Here is a 24,057-nt window from a genome sequence, read left to right as displayed (position 1 = left end):
AAAAATTATCATTTATGAAAACCTTAGTTTTAATTGGCCTATCTCTTTTGAGTATCACTTTTTTAACAGCACAAAGTGCCGAACAACGCGGTTTACAAATTGCTAAAGCTGCTGACAAAGCAGACCAAGGATTTAACAGCTCTATCGTTCATCTAAAAATGACTCTAAAAAATAAAAACGGGCAAACCAGTGAACGTTTGTTGATTACCAAAACTCTGGAACAAACTGCCGATGGTGACAAATCATTAATTGTTTTTAATAGCCCCAAAGATGTAAAAGGAACCTCAACTCTTACCTTTACTCATAAAATAGGGTCAGATGATCAATGGTTATTTTTACCCTCTATAAAAAGGGTAAAAAGAATATCTTCTAATAATAAATCAGGGCCTTTTGTGGGTAGCGAATTTGCTTATGAAGATCTTTCTTCTCAGGAAGTGGAAAAGTATAGCTACAAATTTCTAAAAGAAAATGGAACTCTTTTACTGGTAGAACAAGATCCTGTTGATCCAAAATCAGGATATACCAGACGTATTGTGACCTATAACAAGAGTAAAGGGTATCGTATTGAAAAAGTTGAGTTCTATGATAGAAAGAATTCTCTTCTAAAAACACTTACTTATAGTAATTATAAGTTATACAAAGGAAAATTCTGGAGAGCAGGTACATTTACTATGGTAAACCATCAAAGTAATAAAGAAACTGTGCTAAAATTTAGTGAATATAACTTTGAAGCTAATCTTACTGATGAGGATTTTACTCAAGTAGCGCTTAAAAGAGCTGGGCAATAAAAACAATTATATAATTGGCATAACAAAATCACAAGGCTCTGTTTGAGCATTAATTACAGGTTTTTTTGGTTACAAAATAGTTAGTATCACAAACTTGCCTTGTGTTTTTTGTTACTCATAATAAAATAAAAGTATGAATAGTAAACCTATTTATTATCTACTTCTCTTAGTATGCAATATGCATAATATAGCTGCCCAAACGGAAAGCCTAAAAAAGACACATCATGATTTTGAGTTAGAATTAGAAGGTGAATATCGTTATTTTTATGACGATGCGCTATTTAGTTCGCAAAAGGATCATTTTCCTTCTCTAGCAATACGACCAGAATACAAAGCAGCATGGAATAAAGGATACGAGAGCATCAATTTCAAAGGTTTTTTGCGAGTAGATGTTGATGATGAGCGTACGCATTGGGATATTCGTGAACTATACTATCAAAAGGCCAAGAATAATTGGGAGTTGAATCTAGGTATTAAAAAAGTGTACTGGGGAGTAACAGAAAGCAACCACTTAGTTGATATTATCAATCAAACGGATGCGGTAGAAACTTTTGATGGTGAGAAAAAACTAGGTCAGCCTATGGCTCAGTTTACATGGAATACCGAAAAATTTGGAACTTTTGACTTTTTTTATCTTCCTTATCATCGCAAACGTACTTTTGCAGGTGATAAAGGGAGATTGCGTTTTGCTACGGTTATCGATAAAGATGATTTAGGCTATGAGAGTGGTGCTGAAGAGTGGAGACAAGATGCTGCTTTTCGTTGGAATCACTATTTTGGTATTTTTGACATTGGGCTTTCTCATTTTTATGGAACTGGTAGAGAACCTTTGTTTTTGTTTGATACCACAGGTAACATCAATGCTTTTTATCCTATCATCAATCAAACAGGATTAGATTTACAGATTACGCATAATGCTTTTTTATGGAAACTGGAGTCTATCTATCGTCATGCAAAGGCACAAGACTTTTTTGCAATGGCAGTTGGGTTAGAATACACTTTTTCTAATATTGACAGAAATGGTCTTGATATTGGATTATTAGCCGAATATTTATATGATGAGCGAGATGAACTTGCATTGAATGCTTTGCAAAATGACATCTTCTTTGGTAGCAGAATCGCTTTCAACGATACTCAAGACACATCAATACTATTTGGGGGAATTACTGATCTAGAGTCTAGTAGTACTATTTTTAGCCTTGAGGCTTCAAGGCGTTTTGGTAGTAGTTGGACTGCCGCTATAGAAGGTCGTATTTTTAATGATATTGATAAAGATGAATTGATCTTATCCAATTTTAGAGAGGATAGCTTTTTTAGAATCTCTATATCAAAATATTTTTAAACCAAATTGTACAGTAGAACATAGCTCGTCTTATAACTAATAGTTTTTCTACTGTACAACTTGTTTTTTTCTAACTACAACCCTACTGGATTTACAGCCAAACTATTAAATAGTTTGGCTTTTGTTTTAAGAAATTTATTCTGCATTTTTACTTCTTTGAGTCTAGCGTCGATAAGACTACGTTCTCTATAATTCACAATAAATAAAGAACTCTCTCCAAAACTAAATTTACGTTCCTCGGCAGTAAGTAATGTGTTATAATCCTTGACGATATCTTTGATTAACTTATTTTGGTCTGTAAAAGATGATAATTCTGCATAAATCGTCAGAATTTTATTCTTGATTTTTAACTGAGTGGATTCTAGTTCAAATTTGGCATCTTGCACTTTATACTTTGCCATTTTTAAATCTCCTCGTTCTTTTCTTAGAAATAGAGGAAAACGAAACCTAACTCCTCCTTTATAATCTGCGGTATTATAAGACACTGCTTCTCTGGGGTATTCTGTCAAAAACTTGTATTCCAGATTGATTTTTGGCAATAGCTTATTTGCTTTTAGTTTCTTATCTATTTCTAATCTTTTCACCTTATAATTGAGTGCTATTAATTTAGGATGGTTTTCTACCGTATAATCACTCAAAGGCAGATCATTTATCTCTAATGTAGTATCTACACTTTTTTCGAGTTCATTTTCAGGAACAACATTAGATTGTAATTCTACTGGAGTATTCTCTATCCATAAAAAATTAGATACTATTAATTGCTTTTTGATTAATTTAATTTTTGCTTGCTCTAGACTAAGTACTCTATTCTGAAAAGTAATTTTGGCTTCTACAGTATCTATACTTGCTTTATCACCAGCCAAAGCGCTTTTTTTGACTCCTTCAAAACGCATTTTTGCATTCTGTACAAAATTGGCATAAATCTCTTTTTCATTATACGCTTGTACCCAATCAAAATAGGATAATGCAGCATCATGTAAAATCTGGTTTACCAAAAGATCACGATCTGCTTTGGTTTGCTTTTTAAAGAGTTTCGCTTTTTTTAAGGCAGCCATTCTATCATTAATCAATAAGCCTTGTGCCACATCAATAGAAATTCCTGCATTAAAAAGACCATCCTGCGGAACTACATTTTGAGGGTTTAGATAAAATCCTTCATTTTGCTCAAAACCTCCTTTTAACTCTATTCCATACCATGTAGGGATTTTGAATGTCGCATTTAATAAATCATAATACTCTTTTTCTTTAAATTTTTTGCGATCATAGTCTATTTCTATTTTTGGATCAAATCCTCCTCTAGCTTTCATAAGGGTTGCTTGCCCTACGCCAATAGTTAGTTCAGCTTGTTTGGCGATTGGGTGATATTTTTTTACATACCCCAAATACTCTTTAAAATTTAATACAATGGTATCATTTTGTTGAGCACAAAGAGTATTCACCAAAAAATACAGGAAAAACAAAAAGTAGTACTTCATTTTATTTTTTTTCAGATTTGGCTATTTTTTTATTGGGCTGGTAATAGTTTGGAGGGAAACCGCTTAATTGTCTCCATAACTCATACCATATCGGCACATCATCTAATAAAGCAATGGTTTTAGCTCCTGACCCTACTTGTATTTTTGGCCATTTATGGTCATTTGAATCTGGAGCAATAAGAATTCTATATTTTCCGTTATCGCTAATAAAAGTTTCTATTGCTACAATCTTTCCTCCATAAGTTCCATAAGAAACATTAGGCCATCCGCTGAATACTATTGCTGGCCATCCATCAAATCGTATCCTCGTTTTTTCTCCTAGGTGAATCAGTGGCAAGTCAATAGGTCTTACATATGTCTCTACTGCTAAGTCGTATTCTGAAGGCATAATATTGACAAGTTTTTCTCCTTCTTTGAATGTTTCTCCTACTCCAGAACGTAATGTTTTGTTTATAAAACCACTTTGTGGTGCTTTTATATAATGCATATCACTACGCCTCTCGTAATTTGTATATTGGTTCTCTAGTTTGGTTACTTGTGCTTCTGCATCAAATTGATTAGATGTTGCTGTAAACTTATCGCTCTGAGATTTTGATATCTTATCTGTATAGGCTGCCATTACGCGACTAATCTCTACCTGAGCATTAATAATTTCATTTTTGCTTGCCAGTAGCTTATTTTTCTTAGACACTAATTTTGCTTGTGTTTCCTGAAGCTTTAACCTCTTTCCTTCTACATCTGTCAGTGATTTCAATCCTTCTTTTTCTAATTGAACTATACGATTATATTGCCGTTCTGCTATACTTATATTTGTTTTTGCGGCTTCATACTCGATACTATCGCTTTGCACTTTTAGCTTAGACTGTAAGAGTTTATTCTTTGCTTGTTGCAGTTTTAGCGATCGTTCACTTTGCAAAGCCTGTATTTGATTCTCTAGGGCTTTTACTTTTCCTTCATAGGATGTTACAGCCATCGATTTGGCACGTATTTGCTTACCTGTTCTCTCTACCAGATTAGGGTCAAAATATTCATTTTTTATTTCAGAGATAAATAAAATGGTATCTCCTTTATTCACAAAATCTCCTTCTTTTACATACCACTTTTCTATCCTACCAGGAATCGGAGATTGTATTGTCTGCGGTCTTTGATCTGGTTTTAGCGTGGTCAAAAAACCATTGCCAGAAACATTTTGAGTCCAAGGCAGAAACAAGACCACCACGACCAATACGGCAAAGATTTTTAAAAATCTATTAAAATATTTATAGTGCCTTTTATGAAGGACTTTATTCATTGCATTATAATTAGAAAGGTCTACTTTCTTATTTAAAGTATTATGAGAAATATTTAGCATAACTTTCTATTTATCGTCTATAATTTTACCTCTTTCAATATTTATCTTCCTGGTACATCGTTGTCTCCATTTTTGATTTTGACTTACAACGATTAGCGCCCAAGGGCTTGAAGGTTTTGTAAGAAAATCCATAATTCTAGTTACCTCATCATCATCAAACTGATCTAGCGGATCTTTTAAGATCAATAATTTTGGTTTTTTAATGATACTTCTTGCTAAAACTACTTTTTTGGATATGGTATATGCTATTTGTTTTCCTTCTGGATAGAGTATCGTATTCAATCCTGCTGGTTGTTCTTTTACAAATTGTGTTAATCCAACCTTCTCTATTGCCCAATACACATCTTCCATTGGTATAGAGATGTCTCCAAAAGTGATGTTTTCAAGAATACTTCCTTCAAAAGGGGATTCCTCTACTAGTGATTGCCCTATGTGAGACCTGTAATAATTTAGATCTACACCTTTTAGATCAACATTATTTATATATATATTTCCGTTATCAGGCTCTATAAGTCCTACTATCAATCGTAATAATGTAGACTTACCTGCGCCATTGGCTCCTTGAATCAAAATTTTACTATTCTCATCTATGGTCAAAGACACGTCATCAATAATTTTTATTTTACTGTCGGGGTTAACAAAAGAAACAGTATCAAGTTCAACAATAAAACCTTCATCTTCTTTAAACGGTTTTTCTCCTCCTTGTGGTTCTAACTCTTTATCTACAACTTGCCCTAATTTCTCTAAAGAGGTCAATACATCATAAAAGGTTTCTAGTCCTGCAATTAGCTTTTCTACAGAGCCTATTACTAATACAATAATAATTTCTGCCGCCACAAATTGACCTATATTCATCTCTTGGTTAAGAACCAGAATACCTCCTATCAATAAGAGTCCTGCAGTAACAAGTACTTTAAATCCTATCAGTTGGATTAGTTGGACCACAAGAACTTTGAAATGCCCTTCTCTCTCTTTTAAATACTCTGTAACCAAAGCATCGTTTTTCTGTAGTGCTAGATTGGTTTTTCCTGATAATTTAAAGCTTACAATAGATCTAGCTATTTCCTGAATCCAATGCGCTACTTTATATTTGTTTTTGGATTCTTTAAGGCTGGTTTCTAGCCCTTTTTTTGCTGTATACTTAAAAACTATATATACCAATACCAATAATAACAACCCATAAATGATAAAAAACGGATGGTAAAACGACAATAGCATTAATCCAAAAATAATTTGCAAAATAGCTGATGGAAAATCAACCAGTATCTTTGCCAAACCTTTTTGTGTGGTTAATGTGTCAAAAAACCGATTTGCTAATTCTGGCGGATAATAGTTACGTAACTCGCTCATTTTTATTTTTGGAAAACGATACGAAAATTCAAAAGAAGCACGTGTAAAAATTTTCTGTTGAACATTTTCTATAATACGAATCTGCATTAATTGTAACAACCCTACAAAGACTACTCCTATTGTTACCAAGACTACCAAAACAATCCATGATGTACTGATCTGCGCACTTTGCAACAAGTTTATAATTGCTTGTATCCCTAAAGGAAGGGAGAGGTTTACCAACCCAGCAAATATTGCGTAATAAAATGTTTGTAAAATATCTTTTTTATCAAGTTTTAAAAGCCCTATTAGTCTTTGCCAAGAGGTTAAAACGTTTTTGATCATATATTACTTCTTTATTGAATTAAATACTAGGTCTATAAAATATTCTGTAGGGGTAATTTTTTTATTACAGTCTGTTAATGAAGGAAAATGATCTGCCAAAAAATGCTGATGCATTGCGCCTTCTATTATAGTACTGGATAAGCTAGAGGGATATGCATAGTCACTATCTACATCTTTAATCATATCGGTAAGTCTTATTACCAGACGTTTATAGATAGAAAAATACCCTTCTTTATTCTCTTCATCTACTTCTTTTGTCAAATATGATTTAGAATATTCATTGATAACAATTTGATTAAGTAGCACCTCGTTTATATGAGAAAAAGAGGTATCTTCTTTTACAGATCTTGTAATGATCTCAATCCCTTTTCTGAGTTTGTTTTTTGAATCGGGAATACTATTGGTTGCAAATACCAATTGATATTCTAACCATCCCCAATACCAAGAAGTTAGATATAGTAATAATTTATGTTTATTTTCAAAATAGCGATAAACAGAGCTTTCATTAGACCCTATCTTTTCTCCAAGTTTTTTAAAAGTAAACTTATCAAACCCTATCTCATGGATCATAAGAATACTATGCTCGATAATTCTTTTTCCTAAATCTGATGATTCAGGGTCTTTAATATAAATTTTGTCATTGACTCTAACCTTTAAATCCTGAAGCAAATATTTCATATTAATATATTTTCGTCCAAAGATAATAGTATTACTATCAAACTATAGTAGATTAACTTTTATTTAACCTATTTATTTAAAAAAAGCATAATTAAGAAAAGAGCCTAAACAACAGTAAGAATAGGCTTTGCACTAATATCATAGAAAGAAAAAGATATGACTAAAACCAATAAATCAACACATTACATCGCTCCTAAATAGGATGTACACTTAAAAAAAGGACACAAAAAAAGCCATCCCTAGTTAACAGGATGGCTTTAATAAAACGTTCAAAGCTTATCTACTACATTACTAAATTTTTAATACAGTGCATTGATTGCTACTCTATCACTATTAGAGAATTCTCCATCCTCACCAGAACTAAAGCAAGCAAGCATTATAGAATCTTCAAACTGAGAGCTAGGAGTCCCTGGTATTAATACAGCTCCTACTCCTGCTTGTCCTTCATTAGAATTTTGCCCGCAGCTTTGACGAGAAACCCAATCCTGATGACGGAAACCTATACAATGTCCTATCTCATGAGTCATTACATGCTCTACTACATTTGTACTACTCGAATTTGTTCCTTGATTGATTTGAATCCACTTATAGGCTCTCCCTCCGCTAGGGAAACCAGCAGATCCACCACCTCCTGAAGCTCCATTATTATATACTACCATATCTGCATTTGTTGATGCACCAAAAGATAAAGTAAAATTCAATGAAGTGTTTAATGCATTATAGTTGTTTATTGCCCACTGTAATGCTGTTTGCATCTTACTAGTCAATGCATACCCAGATCCAGTATATCCGATAACGCTAATATTTCTATTAGAACTAGATACCAGGTTATTTGTTCTGTACTGCTTTTGACCTCCTGCTACAGCTTCTAATTCTTCGAATTTTTGAAGCCCCGAAAAAGGAACTGTTATATCCCCTGAAACCAAGAAATTTTCTGAGGTTCCATCAGGAAAAGTTATTTTCTCTACTGTAACATTACTCGTATTAACCCCCATATTGTGCAACTTTGATAGTTGATCTTTTGTTGGGGTTAAAACCGCTTCTTGTTCTGTTTCGTTAGAAACGTCTTCTTTTTGACAGGATGTTACGAACCCTGCGACAATAGCACAGAGTGCTAATACTTTGATTTTTTTCATTTTTAATTAAGTTGAATTTGTGTAGTTATTTTTTAACTAAAATAGAATTGTTACCTTCTATCCTAAATACAATTATGTAGAAAGCTTTGAACTTTTCTAAATTTTTGCGGTTTGAAGATATGATATTTTTTTTGAAAAAAAAGTTAATTTTTTACACTATTCTCTAAAAATACGGTTAAACCGTAGGTTTTTTTTAATTAAAATCAAAAAAACATATTTTTAGCTACCCAACAAAATCGACAAAATACACAGATAATTCTTACAAAAACATATAACTAAAGCATTTAAATAAAAGGCAAAAAAGGATGTTAAAGAAAACTTAATCATATATAAGAAAACACAAAAAAGAAAGTTTTTTCTTACAAATAAAGAAAATCAAGATTACGTATGTTAAATTTTACTTTCTTTTTAAATATTTAACAAAAAAGCAAAAAAGTGTACTCATATGTAACAGCAGAATGCAACTCTTTAGTTCCAAAAAAATAAAATTAAACCAAAAAAAAGTCCATAATTTTATGGACTTCTTAATTTTCTTATCAAAAAATGGGTGCAAATTAGTCAATCATACAATCTCTGCACTAAGTCCTGCTTCTAACAATTTAGAACACCTAGGCACTAATTCCTCATAAACTCCAGTTTTTACTGTACATTTTCCTTTGTAATGTACCAATAATGCGCATTGTTCTGCTTGTACTGGTGTATGCTCACATGAATAGATTAAAGTTTCTATAACATGATCAAACGTATTCACATCATCATTATACAAAACAATCTCGCTATTGCCTTGTTCTACCGTTTTTTCTAAAACTTCTTCTAAAACTTTTTCCTGAGTACTCATAGGGGGTATTTTATGCAAATATACTAACTTCGTATTTTATAATCTCAATAAATATATCACTTTACATCATAAGATGCTGCTATCCAATTATTTCTAACAAAATTATCATTAAAAATTAAGTTATGCTTACTACATTCTTTGGTGATCATATCCAAATCCTCTTGATAAAACCCACTTAGAAACAGTTTCCCTCCTGTTCTTAAACATCCTGCATAATATTGAATATCATTAAGTAATATATTACGATTAATATTTGCTATAATGATATCATATTCTTTTCCTGACAACAAAGAAGCATCTCCTTCATAGGTCGTAATATTTTTGCAATGGTTACGCGCTACATTTTCTACCGTATTCAAATAACACCAATTATCAATATCAATAGCATCAGTTAATCCTGCCCCTCTCATTTCTCCTAAAATTGCCAAAACACCTGTACCACACCCCATATCCAATACTTTTTTATTTTTCATATCAGTTTTCAAAATATGTTGAATCATCATATGCGTGGTCTCATGATGTCCTGTACCAAAAGACATTTTAGGCTCTATAATGATATCATACTTTGTATCTGGTTTATCATGAAACGGAGCTCTCACACTACACACATCATCTACAATAATGGGATTAAAATTTTTCTCCCATTCTTTATTCCAATTGATCTGTTCTATTTCTTCAACTTTATAATCTATCGTAAACTCTCCTGAATTCAAGACATAAATTTCTTCGAGAATTTTTTCATTCCACTCACTCTTTTGTATAAAAGCATTAACTCCTTCTTCTGTTTCTACAAAGCTTTCGAACCCAGCATACCCCAACTCTGCCACTAATATTTCTGTAGCAGGCTGAACAGGTGACACTTTAAAGTAATATCCTATATATATTATGTCTGACATTTCATTATTTTTATATCGAGGCAAAGTTACTCTATTACCACAAAATATACCTAATAAAAAAGCATCCCATATAAATGAGATGCTCTAGAATTATCACTTCTATTGAAGTGTTTATTTTTTAGATTGCATTTACTATAGCTGTAAAATTATCTGCATCTAATGATGCTCCGCCAATTAATCCTCCATCTACATCTGTTTTTGCAAAAATTTCTTGTGCATTCGCAGGTTTTACACTTCCACCGTACAAAATAGAAACTTGATCTGCTATATTTTGGTCAAAGGCTTGTGCAATAGTTTTACGAATAAAAGCATGCATTTCTTGTGCTTGTTCTGGAGATGCTGTTTCTCCTGTTCCTATAGCCCATACTGGTTCATATGCTAAAACTACATTTTTCCAATCTGCAGTATTGATATGAAAAAGCCCTTCTTTTAATTGGTTCTCAACCACTGTAAAATGAGCATCGTTTTTACGATCTTGTAATTCTTCTCCAAAACAAAAAATCACAGTCATCTCATGTTGTAATGCTGTATTCACTTTATTTGCAAGCAATTCATCTGTTTCTCCAAAATAAGCTCTACGCTCACTATGTCCTAATATCACGGTTTCTACTCCAATGTTTTTAAGCATATTTGCAGAGATCTCTCCTGTATAGGCACCATTTTCTGCCTGATGCATATTTTGTGCTGCCACAACAATATCAGTTCCTCCTAGAGCTTCTTTGGCCGTATGCAGATTTGTAAATGTAGGTGCTACAATTACCTCTGCATCAGATGATCCCCCTAACTTAGCTGTCAAATCTGACAACAATGTTTTGGTTTCTGCCAGATTTTTATTCATTTTCCAGTTTCCGGCTACAATTTTTTTTCTCATTTAATTTAAAATTTTATGTATTTGGTTAATAGTGTGGTTACTTATTCTTAAGATATTAAGTTATCAAGTCCTTATCCTTGGATCCAACCATCCGTATATTATATCGACAAATATATTGATTAGTATAAACATAGTTGCTATTACTAATACAGATCCCATAATTACTGGCAGGTCTAATGTATTTAATGCATTTACTATTTCTTTCCCCAATCCATTCCATCCAAAAATATATTCTACAAATACTGCTCCTGCCAACATAGATGCAAACCACCCTGATACTGCAGTAACTACAGGGTTTAACGCATTTCTTAGTGCATGTTTTCTGATTACATCAAATGTTGAAAGCCCTTTTGCTTTTGCGGTACGAATATAATCATGACTCATTACTTCTAATAATGAATTACGCATTAATTGTGTAACTACTGCCAAAGGACGTATACCCAATACCACTGATGGGAGTAATAAGTTTTTCCATTGGATATAACTTCCTTCTCCAAAGTCATCTACTTCATATAAACTTCCCGTCATATTGAGGTTTGTATATTCTCTCAGCACATACCCGAACAACCATGCAAAAATGATGGCACTAAAAAAAGAAGGAACACTCATCCCTAATGTACTCAATAACTGAATTATTTTATCTGGCCATCTATCTTTTGTCAAAGCACTTATAATCCCTAACAAAACCCCTAAAATGATTGCTATTGATATAGCAAGCACTGCCAAAATCGCGGTATTAGGCAATGTTTCTTTGATCACTTCACTTACTTTCTTTCCGTTCTTTTGAAAAGATTCTCTTAGATACGGGAATTTGAACACTATCACCTTATCACCTATCTCTAAAAGATCAAATCCTGTGTATTTTTCTTTATCATAATGTGAGAAATCATCAGGGTTTGTACTATGAAATGAAACCGGAGCGAGGTCATTAAGATAGTATAAATACTGTGCAGATATTGGTTTATCAAAACCATATTTTTTCTTTACATTTTCTAGTTGCTCTTTTGTTTCGTTTTGCCCTAACATCATTTGTGCAGGATCACCAGGAAGAATTGTAAATAACATAAAAATTACAGTTACCACACCTATCAAAGTAAGCAAGGCATATCCGATTTTACTGATGAGATAACTCCCCATTTTTATTTTGAGTTTTCTTTTTTTATTTAATCAACAGGTTTTACAACTTTTATAAATCAAGTTCTCCTGCATCATTCCAATGTAATTTTTCTATGATGGTTCCTTTTTTGAGTTTCATAACCCCAGGGTTTGATCGTATAATTGTTTTCAAAGCAGTTTCATCTGTTGTATAAAAATCAAACCCCAGACCAAACTGTTCTTGTTTTTTTGCAATATCTTCTGGCATAGAAGCGGTAAGACCTATCACCTCATATCCTTGAGACTTTGCTTTATCTGTAATCTCTTTTATAGCATGAAAGCCTTCTGTCTCACTTTTTGATATATTATAAGCCACAATAATGATTACATTTTCTTTCTCTAAAAATTTTGCCGTATAATCCTCTCCTCCTTTTTCTATAGAAAAATCATGAATTGGGGGTTCGTACCCCTCTTCTACTGTTTTGGTTTCAACCTCAATAAAATCTCCTTCTACTTTTGGGTAGTCTCCTCCAGTTGTTATAATTTTTTCTTCTCCGTTGACATTAAATTTCCATAGGTATTCAAACACAGCTTCTGGCGCCCCTTCTGGGATCTCCATACCTGCCTGAATATTTGTTCCTTCTTTATATGCTCTAAAATCAAGAGCTGGTAGATGCATCAAAACATAGTATGCAAATCCTAAACATGCTGTAAAAGAAGCAAATACTATCCATTTGTGAGCCGTCACAGGCTGCAATGGTGTTATATACTTTCTCCCAAAGAATAATATCAAAATAAACACTAATAAAATAAGGTCTTTGGTAAAAGATTCCCATGGTGTCAGTGGTAATGCATCCCCAAAACACCCGCAATCTGTAACTTTATTGAAATAGGCCGAATAAAACGTAAGAAACGTAAAAAAGAGTATCATTAATAATAACGACCATACCGTAAACTTTGACAAATACCCTAGCAATAGGGTAACTCCTAGTATAATTTCAAAAATCACCAAAAAAACCGAAATCAATAATGCAAAAGGAATAAGGAATTCTAAATTAAGGACTCCTTCTCCAAAATATTCCTGAAGTTTATAAGAAAATCCTAAAGGGTCATTTAGTTTTATAAATCCCGAAAACAAAAAAAGTGCGGCTACAAATATTCTTGAGAAAGTAACTAATATTTTCATCTATGTATTTATATTTTTACTAATCAGAAAGTCGTTTAGATTCAATCTTTTTTGATTCCTATCAAAAGCATATTATCTATATCGACCTCTCATTTTAATTACTGTTTTTTTATAGTACAATTTGCACAAGATACTATGGTTTACAGCTTATCACTCTCAGTTTAACAGTATTTTATACATCTAGTTATCTGCCTGGCCAAGGTGAATCATGGCAAAAACAGCATAATTAATCATATCTTGATAATTTGCATCAACCCCCTCACTCACCAAGGTTTTACCTTTATTATCTTCAATTTGTTTTACTCTCAGTAATTTTTGCAAAATTAAATCTGTAAGAGAGCTCACTCTTAAATCACGCCAAGCCTCTCCATAATCATGATTCTTATTCATCATCAATTCTTTGGTTATACCAATATGCTTATTATACAGTTCTGTTGCTTCCTCTGGTGACAAATCTGGCTGTTCTGCTATTCCTTTTTCCAACTGAATCAATGCCATTATACTATAATTAATAATTCCAATAAATTCAGGAACTTCACCTTCATCTACTTTGCGCACTTCATTTTCTTGAAGACTTCTTATTCGTTGTGCTTTTATAAAAATTTGATCTGTCAAAGAAGGTAATCTCAAAATTCTCCATGCACTACCATAATCTGTCATCTTTCTGCTAAAAAGATCTCGACAATTATTAATTACTATATCGTATTGGGTAAATGTATCTTGCATATAACTGTTGAATTTTGCGTAAATTTCGCTTTAATATGGGAATTAAAAAAATCATATGCCAAGTTTGAAAATAAAATCCATAAAATTAACCCATAACTATTCTATCAATCCCTCTCAAAATGAACACTGATAGATTACATTTGCTTATTAAAACAAATAAACGAAATATCAATAATGACTATCAATTGCAAAGGCTCTTTACTTGATCTCTCTACTCCAAAAGTAATGGGAATTCTTAACCTTACTCCTGATTCTTTTTATGATGGAGGAAAGTACAAAAACGAAAATGACCTCTTACAACAAGCAGAGAAAATGCTTATTGATGGTGCAACTTTTATTGATTTGGGAGCATATTCTTCTAGACCAGGAGCTATTCATATATCTGCCGAAGAGGAAAAAAAAAGAATCTTACCTATTGTCTCCTTATTACTTGATAAATTCCCAAAAACCTTGGTCTCAATTGATACTTTTAGAAGTGAAATAGCACAGTTATGTATCCAAGCTGGAGCAGCACTTATTAATGATATTTCTGCGGGGAAGATGGATGACAATATGATTCCTATAGTCGGGCAACTGGGTATTCCCTATATAATGATGCATATGAAAGGGACTCCTCAAACTATGAAATCTATGGATCATTATGACAATATGCTACTCGAAATAAACTCATATTTTGCCGAAAGAATTGCAGAAGCCAGAAAACATAATATACATGATATTATTATTGATCCAGGGTTTGGTTTTGCTAAAAATATTCCTCAGAACTTTGAGTTATTAAAAAAATTAAAACTTTTAGGCATACAAGATGTTCCTCTTCTTGCAGGGTTATCTAGAAAATCTATGATCTATAAAACACTAGATATTTCTCCCCAAGAAGCTCTAAATGGCACTACATCACTGAACACAGTTGCACTTCTTAATGGCGCTTCTATTCTACGAGTTCATGATATTAAAGAAGCTATTGAGTGTATTAATCTGGTCGATATGATGATTTGCCAATAACATTTTTACTTTCTTTTATCTATTCTATAAAAGTTAAAATGGTATTAACACTCATAACTAGGGAAAAATAGAAAAACTATACCTTTTTGGTTTTCTGTTTTTGAATGAAATATTTATCAAGGCGTACTCAAGTAAATAAAACTGATATTCTTCTGGATAATTACCATCATATTCTACCCACTTTGACACTGAATCAACAAATTTTTCTTCTGTAGTTTTATTATTTATCACAAAATCGTTTATTACAAATGCGTTATTATCTGACTGCAAAGAGATCCAATCAACTTCTGCTATATTTTTCTCCTGATCTACTACAAATTCTGCATTGCTATATTGATACCTTTGATCCCCACTAAAACAACAATCTGGTTCTTTTTTCAAAATCTTTAAGGGATCCCCCATAACTTTAATCAATTTAGAGAGTGGTAATGTTTCATAATTAGAAAATTTGACTCCGTTTATTACCAGATACGTACTTTCTGACACCCCCATAGCATGTAGTTTTTCAAAAGACACTCTATCCTCTCCTGCTTTTGCCAATTTGAGATTTAATTTGGCCGTATATATCTGCTTTTCATCTTTTAATTGATTTGCTATTTCAAGGAATCGTTCTAATGCAGGAATTTTGGACTCTCCTGATTTCCAAGAAAATTCTACCAGTCGTTCTCCTACTTGTTTTCTTTTTTTGAGATCTGATTTAGGAATAGCATCAAATTCTTCATACAATTCTTTCATACTTGGCTTTTGCCCTAAATATTTTTGTTGCACAAAATAATTTCCCACATTTACCCATTCCTCAGGATCACATGGATAAAAAGTAATTCTCACTATTGTTCCCATCGTAAAAACAGTTCCTATCTTGGCATTTTTACTTGGTTGCTCCCTTCCTCTCAATGAAGCTACCTGTGTATAAAGGTGTGGTGAACCATACTGATTATTTTGATCTATGATAGGAGGTGGTGGTGATGTAAATTGATCTCTGGCATTCAATGTTTCTACAAGAAACCTTTTTTTTACATACCCTATCATATTATTATCAACTTTTACTTTTGCCCATTCTTGATTCTCAGAAATAATTTCTACCAGTGCATCACGTAATAAAATCCCACTTACTATCCCTTCTTCTTTTGGTTGTTCATAAAGATCTGTTGGAGAAACCACCCATATATTTTGAGCACAAATAGGTCGCGCACATAAAAACAATAGAAATAAGCATTTTACATTCCACATATGATAACGTCTTTAATTTACTGATACAGTTAGAGTAAGCGAACCTAACTATTATTTACTTCTTTACCCAATAAAGAAACAAAATAAGAATATATTTTATTCTAAAAACACAAAACAACTATCCTTGGTTTTTATCTTACTTTTCAAAACAAGGTTTCATTAATTTTTCTATTTTTACAAAAACGCCCGAATTTTGGATCTAATAGACCTGAGAATACTTGATGTACTCGATATTGTGCTTGTAGCTTTTTTGCTATATTATGTCTATAAGCTAGTAAAAGGTACTGCTGCTATTAACATTTTTATTGGTATTGTCATCATTTATCTTGTCTGGAAGCTTACTCAGTTTCTTGACATGGAAATGTTAAGTAGTGTTTTGGGGGAATTTATTGGTGTTGGAATGTTTGCCCTAATCGTTGTTTTTCAACAGGAAATTAGAAATTTTCTCCTCATGATTGGATCTACCAATTTTGGAAGAAGACGTAAGTTTTTCAGACAATTAAAATTTATCAGAGATACTCCAGAAGATAGTATTACCAATATTACTGCAATTGTTCTTGCTTGCAATGAAATGAGCAAAACATATACGGGAGCATTAATTGTTATCAAAAGAACTACTTCTTTAGATTTTGTAAAAACTACTGGGGATTCTATGGATATTCAGGTAAACACACCTATTATAGAAAGTATATTTTATAAAAATAGCCCACTTCATGATGGGGCAATGATTATAGAAGAAAATCAGATTGTCGCCACCAGAGTTATTCTACCAGTCACCAATGATACGAATATCCCTTTACTTTTTGGGTTACGACATAGAGCTGCTGTGGGTATTACAGAAAAAACTGATGCGCTAGCTCTTGTAGTAAGTGAAGAAACAGGTAAATTATCGTATATAAAAAATGGTGAGTTTGTTATCTACAAAACAGATGAGGAACTAATAGAAAAAATAAAAAGAGGATTGGATTAATAATCATCATACCTAGTATAAAGATAAATTCTTTAACGAGCACTCATTAAACCCTCCATAAGTCATTCTGTAGTAGTCGCATTGGCAAATTGCACTTCATACAACCCTTTGTAATACCCGTTTTCTACCTTAAGTAATTCGTTATGGTTACCTTTTTCTACAATTTTTCCTTGATCCATAACAATAATTTGATCAGCATTCTTAATAGTAGCTAATCGGTGTGCGATAATAATGGATGTCCTTCCTTTGGTAATTTTATTTGTAGCATCCTGAATCAACTGTTCACTATAGGAGTCTACAGATGATGTCGCCTCATCAAGGATTAAAATACCTGGGTTTGCAACATAAGCTCTTAAAAAAGAAAGTAATTGCCGTTGCCCTGATGATAACATTGCTCCTCTTTCTTTTACATTATATTGATACCCTCCTGGCAAAGTCATTATAAAATCATGAATTCCTATTTCTTTTGCCGCTTCATATACTTGTTCTTCAGAAATATCAGAATTATTCAATGTAATGTTATTAAAGATAGTATCTGCAAACAAGAATACATCCTGAAGCACTACAGCAATATGATTTCGTAATGATGACAGCTCAATAGTTTTAATATCGATATCATCAATAGAAATAACTCCATTATCTATCTCATAAAACCTATTGAGCAAATTAACAATAGTAGATTTCCCTGCGCCCGTAGCCCCCACGATAGCAATAGTTTCTCCAGTTTTAACATGAAGAGAAATCCCCTTTAACACTTCTTCTCCTTCTATATAACTAAATCGTACATTATCAAAATCGATTTTCCCACTTACATCTTCTATCTTTTTATCTCCTTTATTTACTATTTTGGAATCGATATCAAGAATTGCAAATACACGATTAGCGGCCACCATTCCCATCTGTAAGGTGTTGAACTTATCTGCAATTTGCCGTAGTGGTCTAAACAAGATTTGAGATAATTGTATAAATTCTATGACAAGCCCTAGTGTTATTCCATCTAATTGTGCCGCTTTAAGTCCTCCAAACCATACTATCAGCCCAATTGTAATTGAGCTAGACATCTCTGCGATAGGAAAGAAAATAGAGTTATACCAAACTGTTTTTACCCAAGCTTTTTTATGTTTCTCATTAATCTCTTTAAAATTAGCATACTCAATTTCTTCTCTGGTAAATAGTTGAACGATCTTCATCCCTGTAATTCGTTCCTGCACAAATGAATTCAAGTTAGACACCTGTGTTCTTACCTCTTCAAAAGCTACTTTCATTTTCTTTTGAAAAACTCTGGTAGCATACACCACTAGGGGCAATACAACAAAAACCAACAATGCAAGTTGCCAACTCTGGTATATCATATAACATAAAACCGCTAGCATTTTGAGCAAATCACTAATAATAATAAACAATCCTTGGCTAAAAATACTGGCGATAGTTTCTATATCACTCACAGCTCTGGTAACTAACCGACCCACAGAGGATTGGTCATAATATTGTTTTTTAAACCCTAGCATATGCTTAAACAACTTGACTCTGATATCACGAATAACTTGTTGTCCTAACCAATTGGCAAAGTAGATAAACAAGAACTGTGTTATCACATCTAGCAATAATACACACAGCATCAAACTCACAAAATTAACCAACAGCTCTCCATCTTTAGGGATAATAGTTCTATCTATGGTTTGCTTAAGAAGATGCGGGTTTACAATAGATAAAAAAGCTAATAAAATAGCTGAAAAACCTACAAAATAAAAAGTCAACCTATAAGGGTTGGTATATGTGATTAATCTTCTGAAAAGTTTAAAATCAAAGGCTTTTCCGTTTTTTTCTGCCATTTATTATATATATATATTTTGGGGATACATCACAGCTGTCAAGTACAAGCCATGCGCAGGAACAGAATACCCAGCTTGACTTCGGTTTTCACTCTTAATAATAGCTACTAAATCCTCTATATTTAATTTATGTTCTCCAATTTCAATAAGTGTTCCAACGATCGCTCTAACCATGTTTCTTAAAAAACGATTGGCCGAAATTTTAAATACTAATTGATCATCTTTATATTCCCAAATAGCATTTGTAATATTGCAATTATACGTTTTTACATCCGTTTTAGACTTACTAAAGCATTTAAAGTTAGTATAGTTTAACAGTAATTTAGCAGCCTCATTCATAACATCTATATCTAGTGTTTTTTTTACATAGTACGATTTATCAATCCTAAAAGGGTCTTTTACTGTTGTAATATAGTACTCATAAGATCTGCTAATCGCATCAAAACGTGCATGAGCACTCTCATGAACTCTACACACATTTTGTATCGCTATCTGAGGCGGTAAAATAGAATTAAGTTTATACCTTAATTGTTCTGATTCTAACTCAAATTCATAATCAAAATGTGCCATAATTTGTTTTGCATGAACCCCAGTATCTGTTCTTCCTGCCCCTACAATTGCAACTTTACTCCTTAAAATAGTAGATAAAGAATCTTCTAGCACTTCTTGTACCGAAATTGCATTTGGTTGTCGTTGCCACCCATGATAAGGGGTTCCATTGTATGAAAGTTCTAAAAAATATCTCACTTACTAAGTTTCTTAATGCTTATTTATTATAAAGGAGCTAGCCTATTTTACTAGAATCAAAAATATTGAATCTCTTCTATTTCAAATTAAATCAAGTATCAAATGACCTCTTTGTTTATGTTCTTCATACCTTTCTCTAAAACATACATATTGTTGTTTTGATATTTTCACACAACCTTTATTTAAAATCAATACCCTATTTTTGCAAAAAAGTAAACGCAAATATACTTTATAAAATAGAGATAGAAGTTATGGTTTGTTTTCTGTTTTCTATCACCCTATCACTCAACTTTATTATTCTAGTTTGAAAAAAATACTTTTACTTAGCGACACCCATAGTTATATAGATGATCGAATTCTACATTATGCCAAAGAAGCTGATGAAGTTTGGCATGCTGGAGATATTGGAGATTTACAAGTAACTGATGCACTTGAAAAAATGAGTCCGATCAGAGTGGTCTACGGCAATATTGATGATGATAAAGCCAGAGCTACATTTCCTCTACACCAACGATTTATTTGTGAGGGAGTTTCTGTATGGATTACCCATATCGGAGGATACCCTCCTAAATACAATGTAAACACTAGAGATGAGATCAAATCAAACCCTCCACAATTATTTATCTGTGGTCACTCTCATATTCTCAAAGTAATTCCTGATAAAAAAAACGGAGTATTACACATGAATCCTGGAGCAGCAGGCAAACACGGTTTTCACAAAGTAAGAACGATGCTTAGGTTTACTCTCGATACTGGGAAAATTGAAAACCTTGAAGTAATCGAACTAGGAAAAAAATAAACAAATTTAATTGATGTAATATCTATAATAAGCACATTCTTGTATAACCTCACTCATAAATTGAGTTTTTGAGTATTCTTGCGATAGTGTTTTAAAATACCCCAAATGCTCTTCACACAACTCAAATTTATAGTTACCATAACTCCCTGTTATATCATAACATGGATTAACCTTTGCTAACATAAATAACACCTTGGCTTTGATTTCTTTATTCGTACTTGTCTGTAATGCTTTTTTATAATAAAAATCAGCATGTTGCACAGCTTCATAATTTACTAAATCTTTAAGAGTAGGACTATTATATTCCAGTTCATATCGATCATCATTATAAAAATAGTTAAGAGCATAAGGAAACCAACCTCTTTCACTTAGATTATACCATGCATTGCCCAACATATAATAATACTCTCCAGCCTTATCTGGGTAATCATTTGCCAATTTTTCTATTTTAAGTAACATTTTTGCTAGTGCCAGTTTATCATCCTTATGATATTCATCTACAATCTCATTTCCTGAAAACAAGTCTTTATACTGTGCATGTATTTGATCTGATTGTATACTAAAATCTCTATCAAAGTATTCTCGTATAGCTCCAGAAAAAATTGCTCCTCTTATACCTTTACCGTAATATGGACTTGTTTTTTTTATAGATTCATATTGCTCAATTGCTTCAGGTAATCTATTTGATCTAAAAAAGAAAGTTCCTCGCATCTCATTAATATAACTCTGCGGATCTGCAGGCAATACTGTCAACAGATATTTCTCAAAAGATGTTTTATCAGAGATATCCAAAAACTGCTGAAAAGCATTTATTGCTATTTCAGACAAATGATCTCTTTTTTCTATATCTCCTTGTGTCATCAAAACACCTAAGATTGTATTTTGATTTGTGTAATATGCTTTTGCAACTCTATTTATAAAAAAGTCATAACATTGCTTATTCAAATGAGAATTATGCTGACTTTCCTGATATAAAGAATCTAATTCTTTTCTATCAATTTTCGCATCTATTTTTAAAACCTTTGAAACAAATAACAATTGTTGTGCTTGAGAGAAGTACTTAGAACTTTTAGGGATTTCTTGCAGAACAGCGCTTCCTTCACCAGTTTTACCTTCATATATTTTCACAAAACCTAAAAATATTTGCCATAACTCTTTATTCTTTACAGCATGAGTTCCTGATTGCTTCTCTACTATTCCTTCTAATTTATTTATAAATTTAGCATCATATTCTGTAGTAGCATAAAAACTATATTGATGCTCACTAGTAATAGATAAAACCTCAAAGAGATCATGCTGTAATTGCTCTATTACTCGCATAACAATCACTTCTAAATAAGGAGAATTAGGGTTGATTTTTATCAAATTTTCAGCTTCAGCAAGATCATTATCTCCTCCATAAAACACATTAAAAAAACGAAACATCTCGCTATCTCTATCGTATGCATTATCTATAAGGTTTCTAGAGTCTGCATTTGCTAATTGCATCAACATCCTAAGACTCAATGAGCAATACTCTCTTCTATCTGGCAATTCGCGATAGACTTTTGCAAAAGAAGTAGCACTTTCCTTTATTTGCTTAAGATTATACAATACTCCCGCTTTTTGCTCTAATGAACGGTAAAAAATATAACGAGAAGATACATCATATGACAAATAAGAATCAAAAGCATTTAGCGCATCTTGATTCCGCCCTAAATAATGACATAACCGTATAATTTGAAAGGCAAATCGGTTTTTTACAAAAGAATCATTCTTCTTTTTATACAATTCCAAAGCTTCTTCCAACAACTCTTCTTTATCAAAAGCTATAGGATTCTCATTTTCACCTTGGTACCATGAATTGTAATTTGAAGAACCTGATTGAATATTTTCTGTTTTTTTTGCAAAAAGCAAATACCGCAAGAAGCTTTCTTTCTTCTTCTGGCTTAGTAAGTTCAAGTTAGCATCATATGTTTTATCCTTATGCTCAACAATCTTAACTATTTGATCAATTGTAGACTTATTTATTATAGCAATAAGCTCTTTAATACTAAAAGCATTTTCTAAATAGGCTCTCCATTCTACAATATTATCATTCTCTCCTTTCTTATCTCTATCTTCGCAAAAATGATCTTCTGGGCAATACAAAAATGAAGATAACGATGGGTCTGTGAGCAGGTGCTTATCTACAATCTGGTAATATTCATCTGCATAATACCACTCTCCCCCTCCACAAAACACTGGACCTCTCATTGCATTAGAACTAAAAGCACAGGCTAACACAAGTAGCCAAGAAACAAAAAAACTTTTCATTTAGTTTATTATTTTTTGTAGAGTTTTACCTCCCAAATTCTTACTAAGACTAGAATTTATATGATAATAAATCACTGTATAATCAGATCTTGATGACAACTTTCTAATTTGTTTTACCAATAAAATCAATTCTTTTTCTGTAGGTTGCTCTAACCGTACTTTATCTCCTAATGACAAAAAGGTAGATTTGAGAGTAGTCGTCTTTTTTACCTCATAATACCCGTTTTTATATTCAAAATCATCATTCAAATCCTTTTTTGTTATATCATTAATCAATCCCAAAAAAGAATTATTTCTAAACACAACACCCCACGAAAAAGTAGGCAAGGCTACATCATACTGTAAAGGATACTCAGCCAATTTACCAGTATACTTTGCTACTTCATTAAGAGATAGTAGAGAATTTTCTTCTTTTATATCAAAAACACGCCCTGTATTATAAAACATAATCACTCCTTTATCTACAGGAGGAATTCCTGTTTTGTTTTTATATTTTATCTGATGCAGTCTTAGCGTAGCAGAAATTAAAGGTTTTTCAAGTTCCTTATAGGAATCCAACTCCTTTATTTGATTTAAAAAATTGAAATATACTTTTTGTGTATTTTGTGTCCAATCACAATCAAACTGTATTTCTTTAATCAAAAAATCGTTTTTCAAATTTGAATCATACAACCTCTTTATCTTTTCTAATACCTGATAGCTCAATTTTGTAACATCATCAGAAACTTTCACCTTCTCAAACACCTCATTAGTAATATACACCACAGGAACAATCTCTTTTATTAAGGTTGTATCTATTTTATGAAACTGAATAGTGGCTTTGGGATATGCTTCATTTTCTGATGCTACCCACGAAACATCAAAAAACTTACAATACAATTTTCTAGCTCCTACCTCTTTAAACAACAAAGCTTCTTCATCAGTAAGATCAAGATTTGTTTTCCAATGATAAAAGCTAATATCATTAGATGAAGAATTATTACATGACATACATACCTGTATTATTAACAACAGCAGGATACTTTTTATATATTTTCTTCTTAGCATATCATATTTGTATCTATAGCAAATTACCCCTTTTTCAAATTTATATCCAAAATCATTTCATAAAAAAACCCAGAGTTGG

Annotated in this window: 21 protein-coding genes; 5 read left to right on the top strand and 16 right to left on the bottom strand. The window is 32.3% G+C overall.

The genetic code is table 11. From position 1 onward, the window contains the following. Window positions 1-14 precede the first annotated feature (14 nt). The gene (locus DG508_RS03020; protein WP_108866715.1) at window positions 15-788 is read left to right on the top strand and encodes an outer membrane lipoprotein-sorting protein; all 774 of its coding nucleotides are present in this window, start codon (window positions 15-17) and stop codon (window positions 786-788) included. Between the two features lie 133 nt (window positions 789-921). Next, window positions 922-2,130: a hypothetical protein gene (locus tag DG508_RS03015; RefSeq protein ID WP_108866714.1), complete on the top strand. Its 1,209-nt coding sequence runs from the start codon at window positions 922-924 to the stop codon at window positions 2,128-2,130. 74 nt (window positions 2,131-2,204) lie between these two features. Here the strand turns inward: DG508_RS03015 and DG508_RS03010 are convergent, their stop codons facing one another. From DG508_RS03010 to DG508_RS02960, 11 genes are all read right to left on the bottom strand, one after another. Continuing rightward, entirely contained in the window at window positions 2,205-3,605 is a 1,401-nt protein-coding gene (locus tag DG508_RS03010) for a TolC family protein (protein WP_108866713.1), read from the bottom strand. Window position 3,606: 1 nt separating this feature from the next. Continuing rightward, complete coding sequence (locus DG508_RS03005) at window positions 3,607-4,956, bottom strand: HlyD family secretion protein (protein ID WP_108866712.1); 1,350 nt, start codon at window positions 4,954-4,956, stop codon at window positions 3,607-3,609. Between the two features lie 6 nt (window positions 4,957-4,962). Next, window positions 4,963-6,630: a peptidase domain-containing ABC transporter gene (locus DG508_RS03000; protein ID WP_108866711.1), complete on the bottom strand. Its 1,668-nt coding sequence runs from the start codon at window positions 6,628-6,630 to the stop codon at window positions 4,963-4,965. A gap of 3 nt (window positions 6,631-6,633) precedes the next feature. Further along, complete coding sequence (locus DG508_RS02995) at window positions 6,634-7,308, bottom strand: TetR/AcrR family transcriptional regulator (protein ID WP_108866710.1); 675 nt, start codon at window positions 7,306-7,308, stop codon at window positions 6,634-6,636. Between the two features lie 299 nt (window positions 7,309-7,607). After that, on the bottom strand, window positions 7,608-8,444 hold the full coding sequence (locus tag DG508_RS02990; RefSeq protein WP_108866709.1) for a M57 family metalloprotease: 837 nt from the start codon (window positions 8,442-8,444) through the stop codon (window positions 7,608-7,610). Between the two features lie 562 nt (window positions 8,445-9,006). Further along, window positions 9,007-9,282 carry an ATP-dependent Clp protease adaptor ClpS gene (locus tag DG508_RS02985; RefSeq protein ID WP_103864766.1) on the bottom strand — a complete coding sequence of 92 codons (276 nt, stop codon included), beginning with the start codon at window positions 9,280-9,282 and terminating at the stop codon, window positions 9,007-9,009. A gap of 56 nt (window positions 9,283-9,338) precedes the next feature. Then, window positions 9,339-10,178, bottom strand: a complete 840-nt coding sequence (gene prmA / locus DG508_RS02980) for a 50S ribosomal protein L11 methyltransferase (protein WP_108866708.1) — start codon at window positions 10,176-10,178, stop codon at window positions 9,339-9,341. Between the two features lie 118 nt (window positions 10,179-10,296). Then, the gene (gene tpiA / locus DG508_RS02975) at window positions 10,297-11,049 is read right to left on the bottom strand and encodes a triose-phosphate isomerase (RefSeq protein WP_103864765.1); all 753 of its coding nucleotides are present in this window, start codon (window positions 11,047-11,049) and stop codon (window positions 10,297-10,299) included. Between the two features lie 63 nt (window positions 11,050-11,112). Continuing rightward, a complete protein-coding gene (locus DG508_RS02970; RefSeq protein ID WP_108866707.1) occupies window positions 11,113-12,186 on the bottom strand; it encodes an ABC transporter permease in 1,074 nt (357 codons plus the stop codon). A 49-nt stretch (window positions 12,187-12,235) separates the two neighbouring features. Then, window positions 12,236-13,330, bottom strand: a complete 1,095-nt coding sequence (locus DG508_RS02965; protein WP_108866706.1) for a BT_3928 family protein — start codon at window positions 13,328-13,330, stop codon at window positions 12,236-12,238. A gap of 180 nt (window positions 13,331-13,510) precedes the next feature. After that, a complete protein-coding gene (locus tag DG508_RS02960; RefSeq protein ID WP_103864762.1) occupies window positions 13,511-14,056 on the bottom strand; it encodes a DUF1599 domain-containing protein in 546 nt (181 codons plus the stop codon). Between the two features lie 174 nt (window positions 14,057-14,230). On the opposite strand from DG508_RS02960, the gene folP reads away from it, so the two are divergent. Next, window positions 14,231-15,058 (top strand): dihydropteroate synthase, encoded by an 828-nt coding sequence (gene folP, locus DG508_RS02955; protein WP_108866705.1) that lies wholly within the window; start codon window positions 14,231-14,233, stop codon window positions 15,056-15,058. A 57-nt stretch (window positions 15,059-15,115) separates the two neighbouring features. On the opposite strand, the gene DG508_RS02950 is transcribed toward folP, so the two are convergent. Then, entirely contained in the window at window positions 15,116-16,288 is a 1,173-nt protein-coding gene (locus DG508_RS02950; RefSeq protein WP_159090627.1) for an SH3 domain-containing protein, read from the bottom strand. Window positions 16,289-16,481: 193 nt separating this feature from the next. Here DG508_RS02950 and cdaA point away from each other — a divergent pair, with 193 nt between their 5' ends. After that, on the top strand, window positions 16,482-17,258 hold the full coding sequence (gene cdaA, locus DG508_RS02945) for a diadenylate cyclase CdaA (protein WP_108866703.1): 777 nt from the start codon (window positions 16,482-16,484) through the stop codon (window positions 17,256-17,258). 62 nt (window positions 17,259-17,320) lie between these two features. Here the strand turns inward: cdaA and DG508_RS02940 are convergent, their stop codons facing one another. Next, window positions 17,321-19,090: an ABC transporter ATP-binding protein gene (locus tag DG508_RS02940; protein ID WP_108866702.1), complete on the bottom strand. Its 1,770-nt coding sequence runs from the start codon at window positions 19,088-19,090 to the stop codon at window positions 17,321-17,323. A 3-nt stretch (window positions 19,091-19,093) separates the two neighbouring features. Further along, window positions 19,094-19,837: a tRNA pseudouridine(38-40) synthase TruA gene (gene truA / locus DG508_RS02935; protein WP_108866701.1), complete on the bottom strand. Its 744-nt coding sequence runs from the start codon at window positions 19,835-19,837 to the stop codon at window positions 19,094-19,096. 304 nt (window positions 19,838-20,141) lie between these two features. Here truA and DG508_RS02930 point away from each other — a divergent pair, with 304 nt between their 5' ends. Then, window positions 20,142-20,636 (top strand): metallophosphoesterase family protein, encoded by a 495-nt coding sequence (locus tag DG508_RS02930; protein WP_108866763.1) that lies wholly within the window; start codon window positions 20,142-20,144, stop codon window positions 20,634-20,636. Window positions 20,637-20,642: 6 nt separating this feature from the next. On the opposite strand, the gene DG508_RS02925 is transcribed toward DG508_RS02930, so the two are convergent. Both DG508_RS02925 and DG508_RS02920 read right to left on the bottom strand, forming a co-directional pair. Continuing rightward, on the bottom strand, window positions 20,643-22,931 hold the full coding sequence (locus DG508_RS02925) for a hypothetical protein (RefSeq protein ID WP_108866700.1): 2,289 nt from the start codon (window positions 22,929-22,931) through the stop codon (window positions 20,643-20,645). Next, on the bottom strand, window positions 22,932-23,921 hold the full coding sequence (locus DG508_RS02920) for a hypothetical protein (protein WP_108866699.1): 990 nt from the start codon (window positions 23,919-23,921) through the stop codon (window positions 22,932-22,934). Window positions 23,922-24,057 lie beyond the last annotated feature (136 nt).

This window comes from Aquimarina aquimarini, assembly GCF_900299535.1.
Taxonomy (GTDB): domain Bacteria; phylum Bacteroidota; class Bacteroidia; order Flavobacteriales; family Flavobacteriaceae; genus Aquimarina; species Aquimarina aquimarini.
This window is presented reverse-complemented; position numbering and strand designations above follow the sequence as displayed.

Bases quoted from the DNA above. Each gene is read 5' to 3' on its own strand.
- DG508_RS03020 (WP_108866715.1), top strand. From the start codon at position 15: ATGAAAACCTTAGTTTTAATTGGCCTATCTCTTTTGAGTATCACTTTT.
- DG508_RS03015 (WP_108866714.1), top strand. From the start codon at position 922: ATGAATAGTAAACCTATTTATTATCTACTTCTCTTAGTATGCAATATG.
- DG508_RS03010 (WP_108866713.1), bottom strand. From the start codon at position 3,605: ATGAAGTACTACTTTTTGTTTTTCCTGTATTTTTTGGTGAATACTCTT.
- DG508_RS03005 (WP_108866712.1), bottom strand. From the start codon at position 4,956: ATGCTAAATATTTCTCATAATACTTTAAATAAGAAAGTAGACCTTTCT.
- DG508_RS03000 (WP_108866711.1), bottom strand. From the start codon at position 6,630: ATGATCAAAAACGTTTTAACCTCTTGGCAAAGACTAATAGGGCTTTTA.
- DG508_RS02995 (WP_108866710.1), bottom strand. From the start codon at position 7,308: ATGAAATATTTGCTTCAGGATTTAAAGGTTAGAGTCAATGACAAAATT.
- DG508_RS02990 (WP_108866709.1), bottom strand. From the start codon at position 8,444: ATGAAAAAAATCAAAGTATTAGCACTCTGTGCTATTGTCGCAGGGTTC.
- DG508_RS02985 (WP_103864766.1), bottom strand. From the start codon at position 9,282: ATGAGTACTCAGGAAAAAGTTTTAGAAGAAGTTTTAGAAAAAACGGTA.
- prmA (WP_108866708.1), bottom strand. From the start codon at position 10,178: ATGTCAGACATAATATATATAGGATATTACTTTAAAGTGTCACCTGTT.
- tpiA (WP_103864765.1), bottom strand. From the start codon at position 11,049: ATGAGAAAAAAAATTGTAGCCGGAAACTGGAAAATGAATAAAAATCTG.
- DG508_RS02970 (WP_108866707.1), bottom strand. From the start codon at position 12,186: ATGGGGAGTTATCTCATCAGTAAAATCGGATATGCCTTGCTTACTTTG.
- DG508_RS02965 (WP_108866706.1), bottom strand. From the start codon at position 13,330: ATGAAAATATTAGTTACTTTCTCAAGAATATTTGTAGCCGCACTTTTT.
- DG508_RS02960 (WP_103864762.1), bottom strand. From the start codon at position 14,056: ATGCAAGATACATTTACCCAATACGATATAGTAATTAATAATTGTCGA.
- folP (WP_108866705.1), top strand. From the start codon at position 14,231: ATGACTATCAATTGCAAAGGCTCTTTACTTGATCTCTCTACTCCAAAA.
- DG508_RS02950 (WP_159090627.1), bottom strand. From the start codon at position 16,288: ATGTGGAATGTAAAATGCTTATTTCTATTGTTTTTATGTGCGCGACCT.
- DG508_RS02940 (WP_108866702.1), bottom strand. From the start codon at position 19,090: ATGGCAGAAAAAAACGGAAAAGCCTTTGATTTTAAACTTTTCAGAAGA.
- DG508_RS02925 (WP_108866700.1), bottom strand. From the start codon at position 22,931: ATGAAAAGTTTTTTTGTTTCTTGGCTACTTGTGTTAGCCTGTGCTTTT.
- DG508_RS02920 (WP_108866699.1), bottom strand. From the start codon at position 23,921: ATGTCATGTAATAATTCTTCATCTAATGATATTAGCTTTTATCATTGG.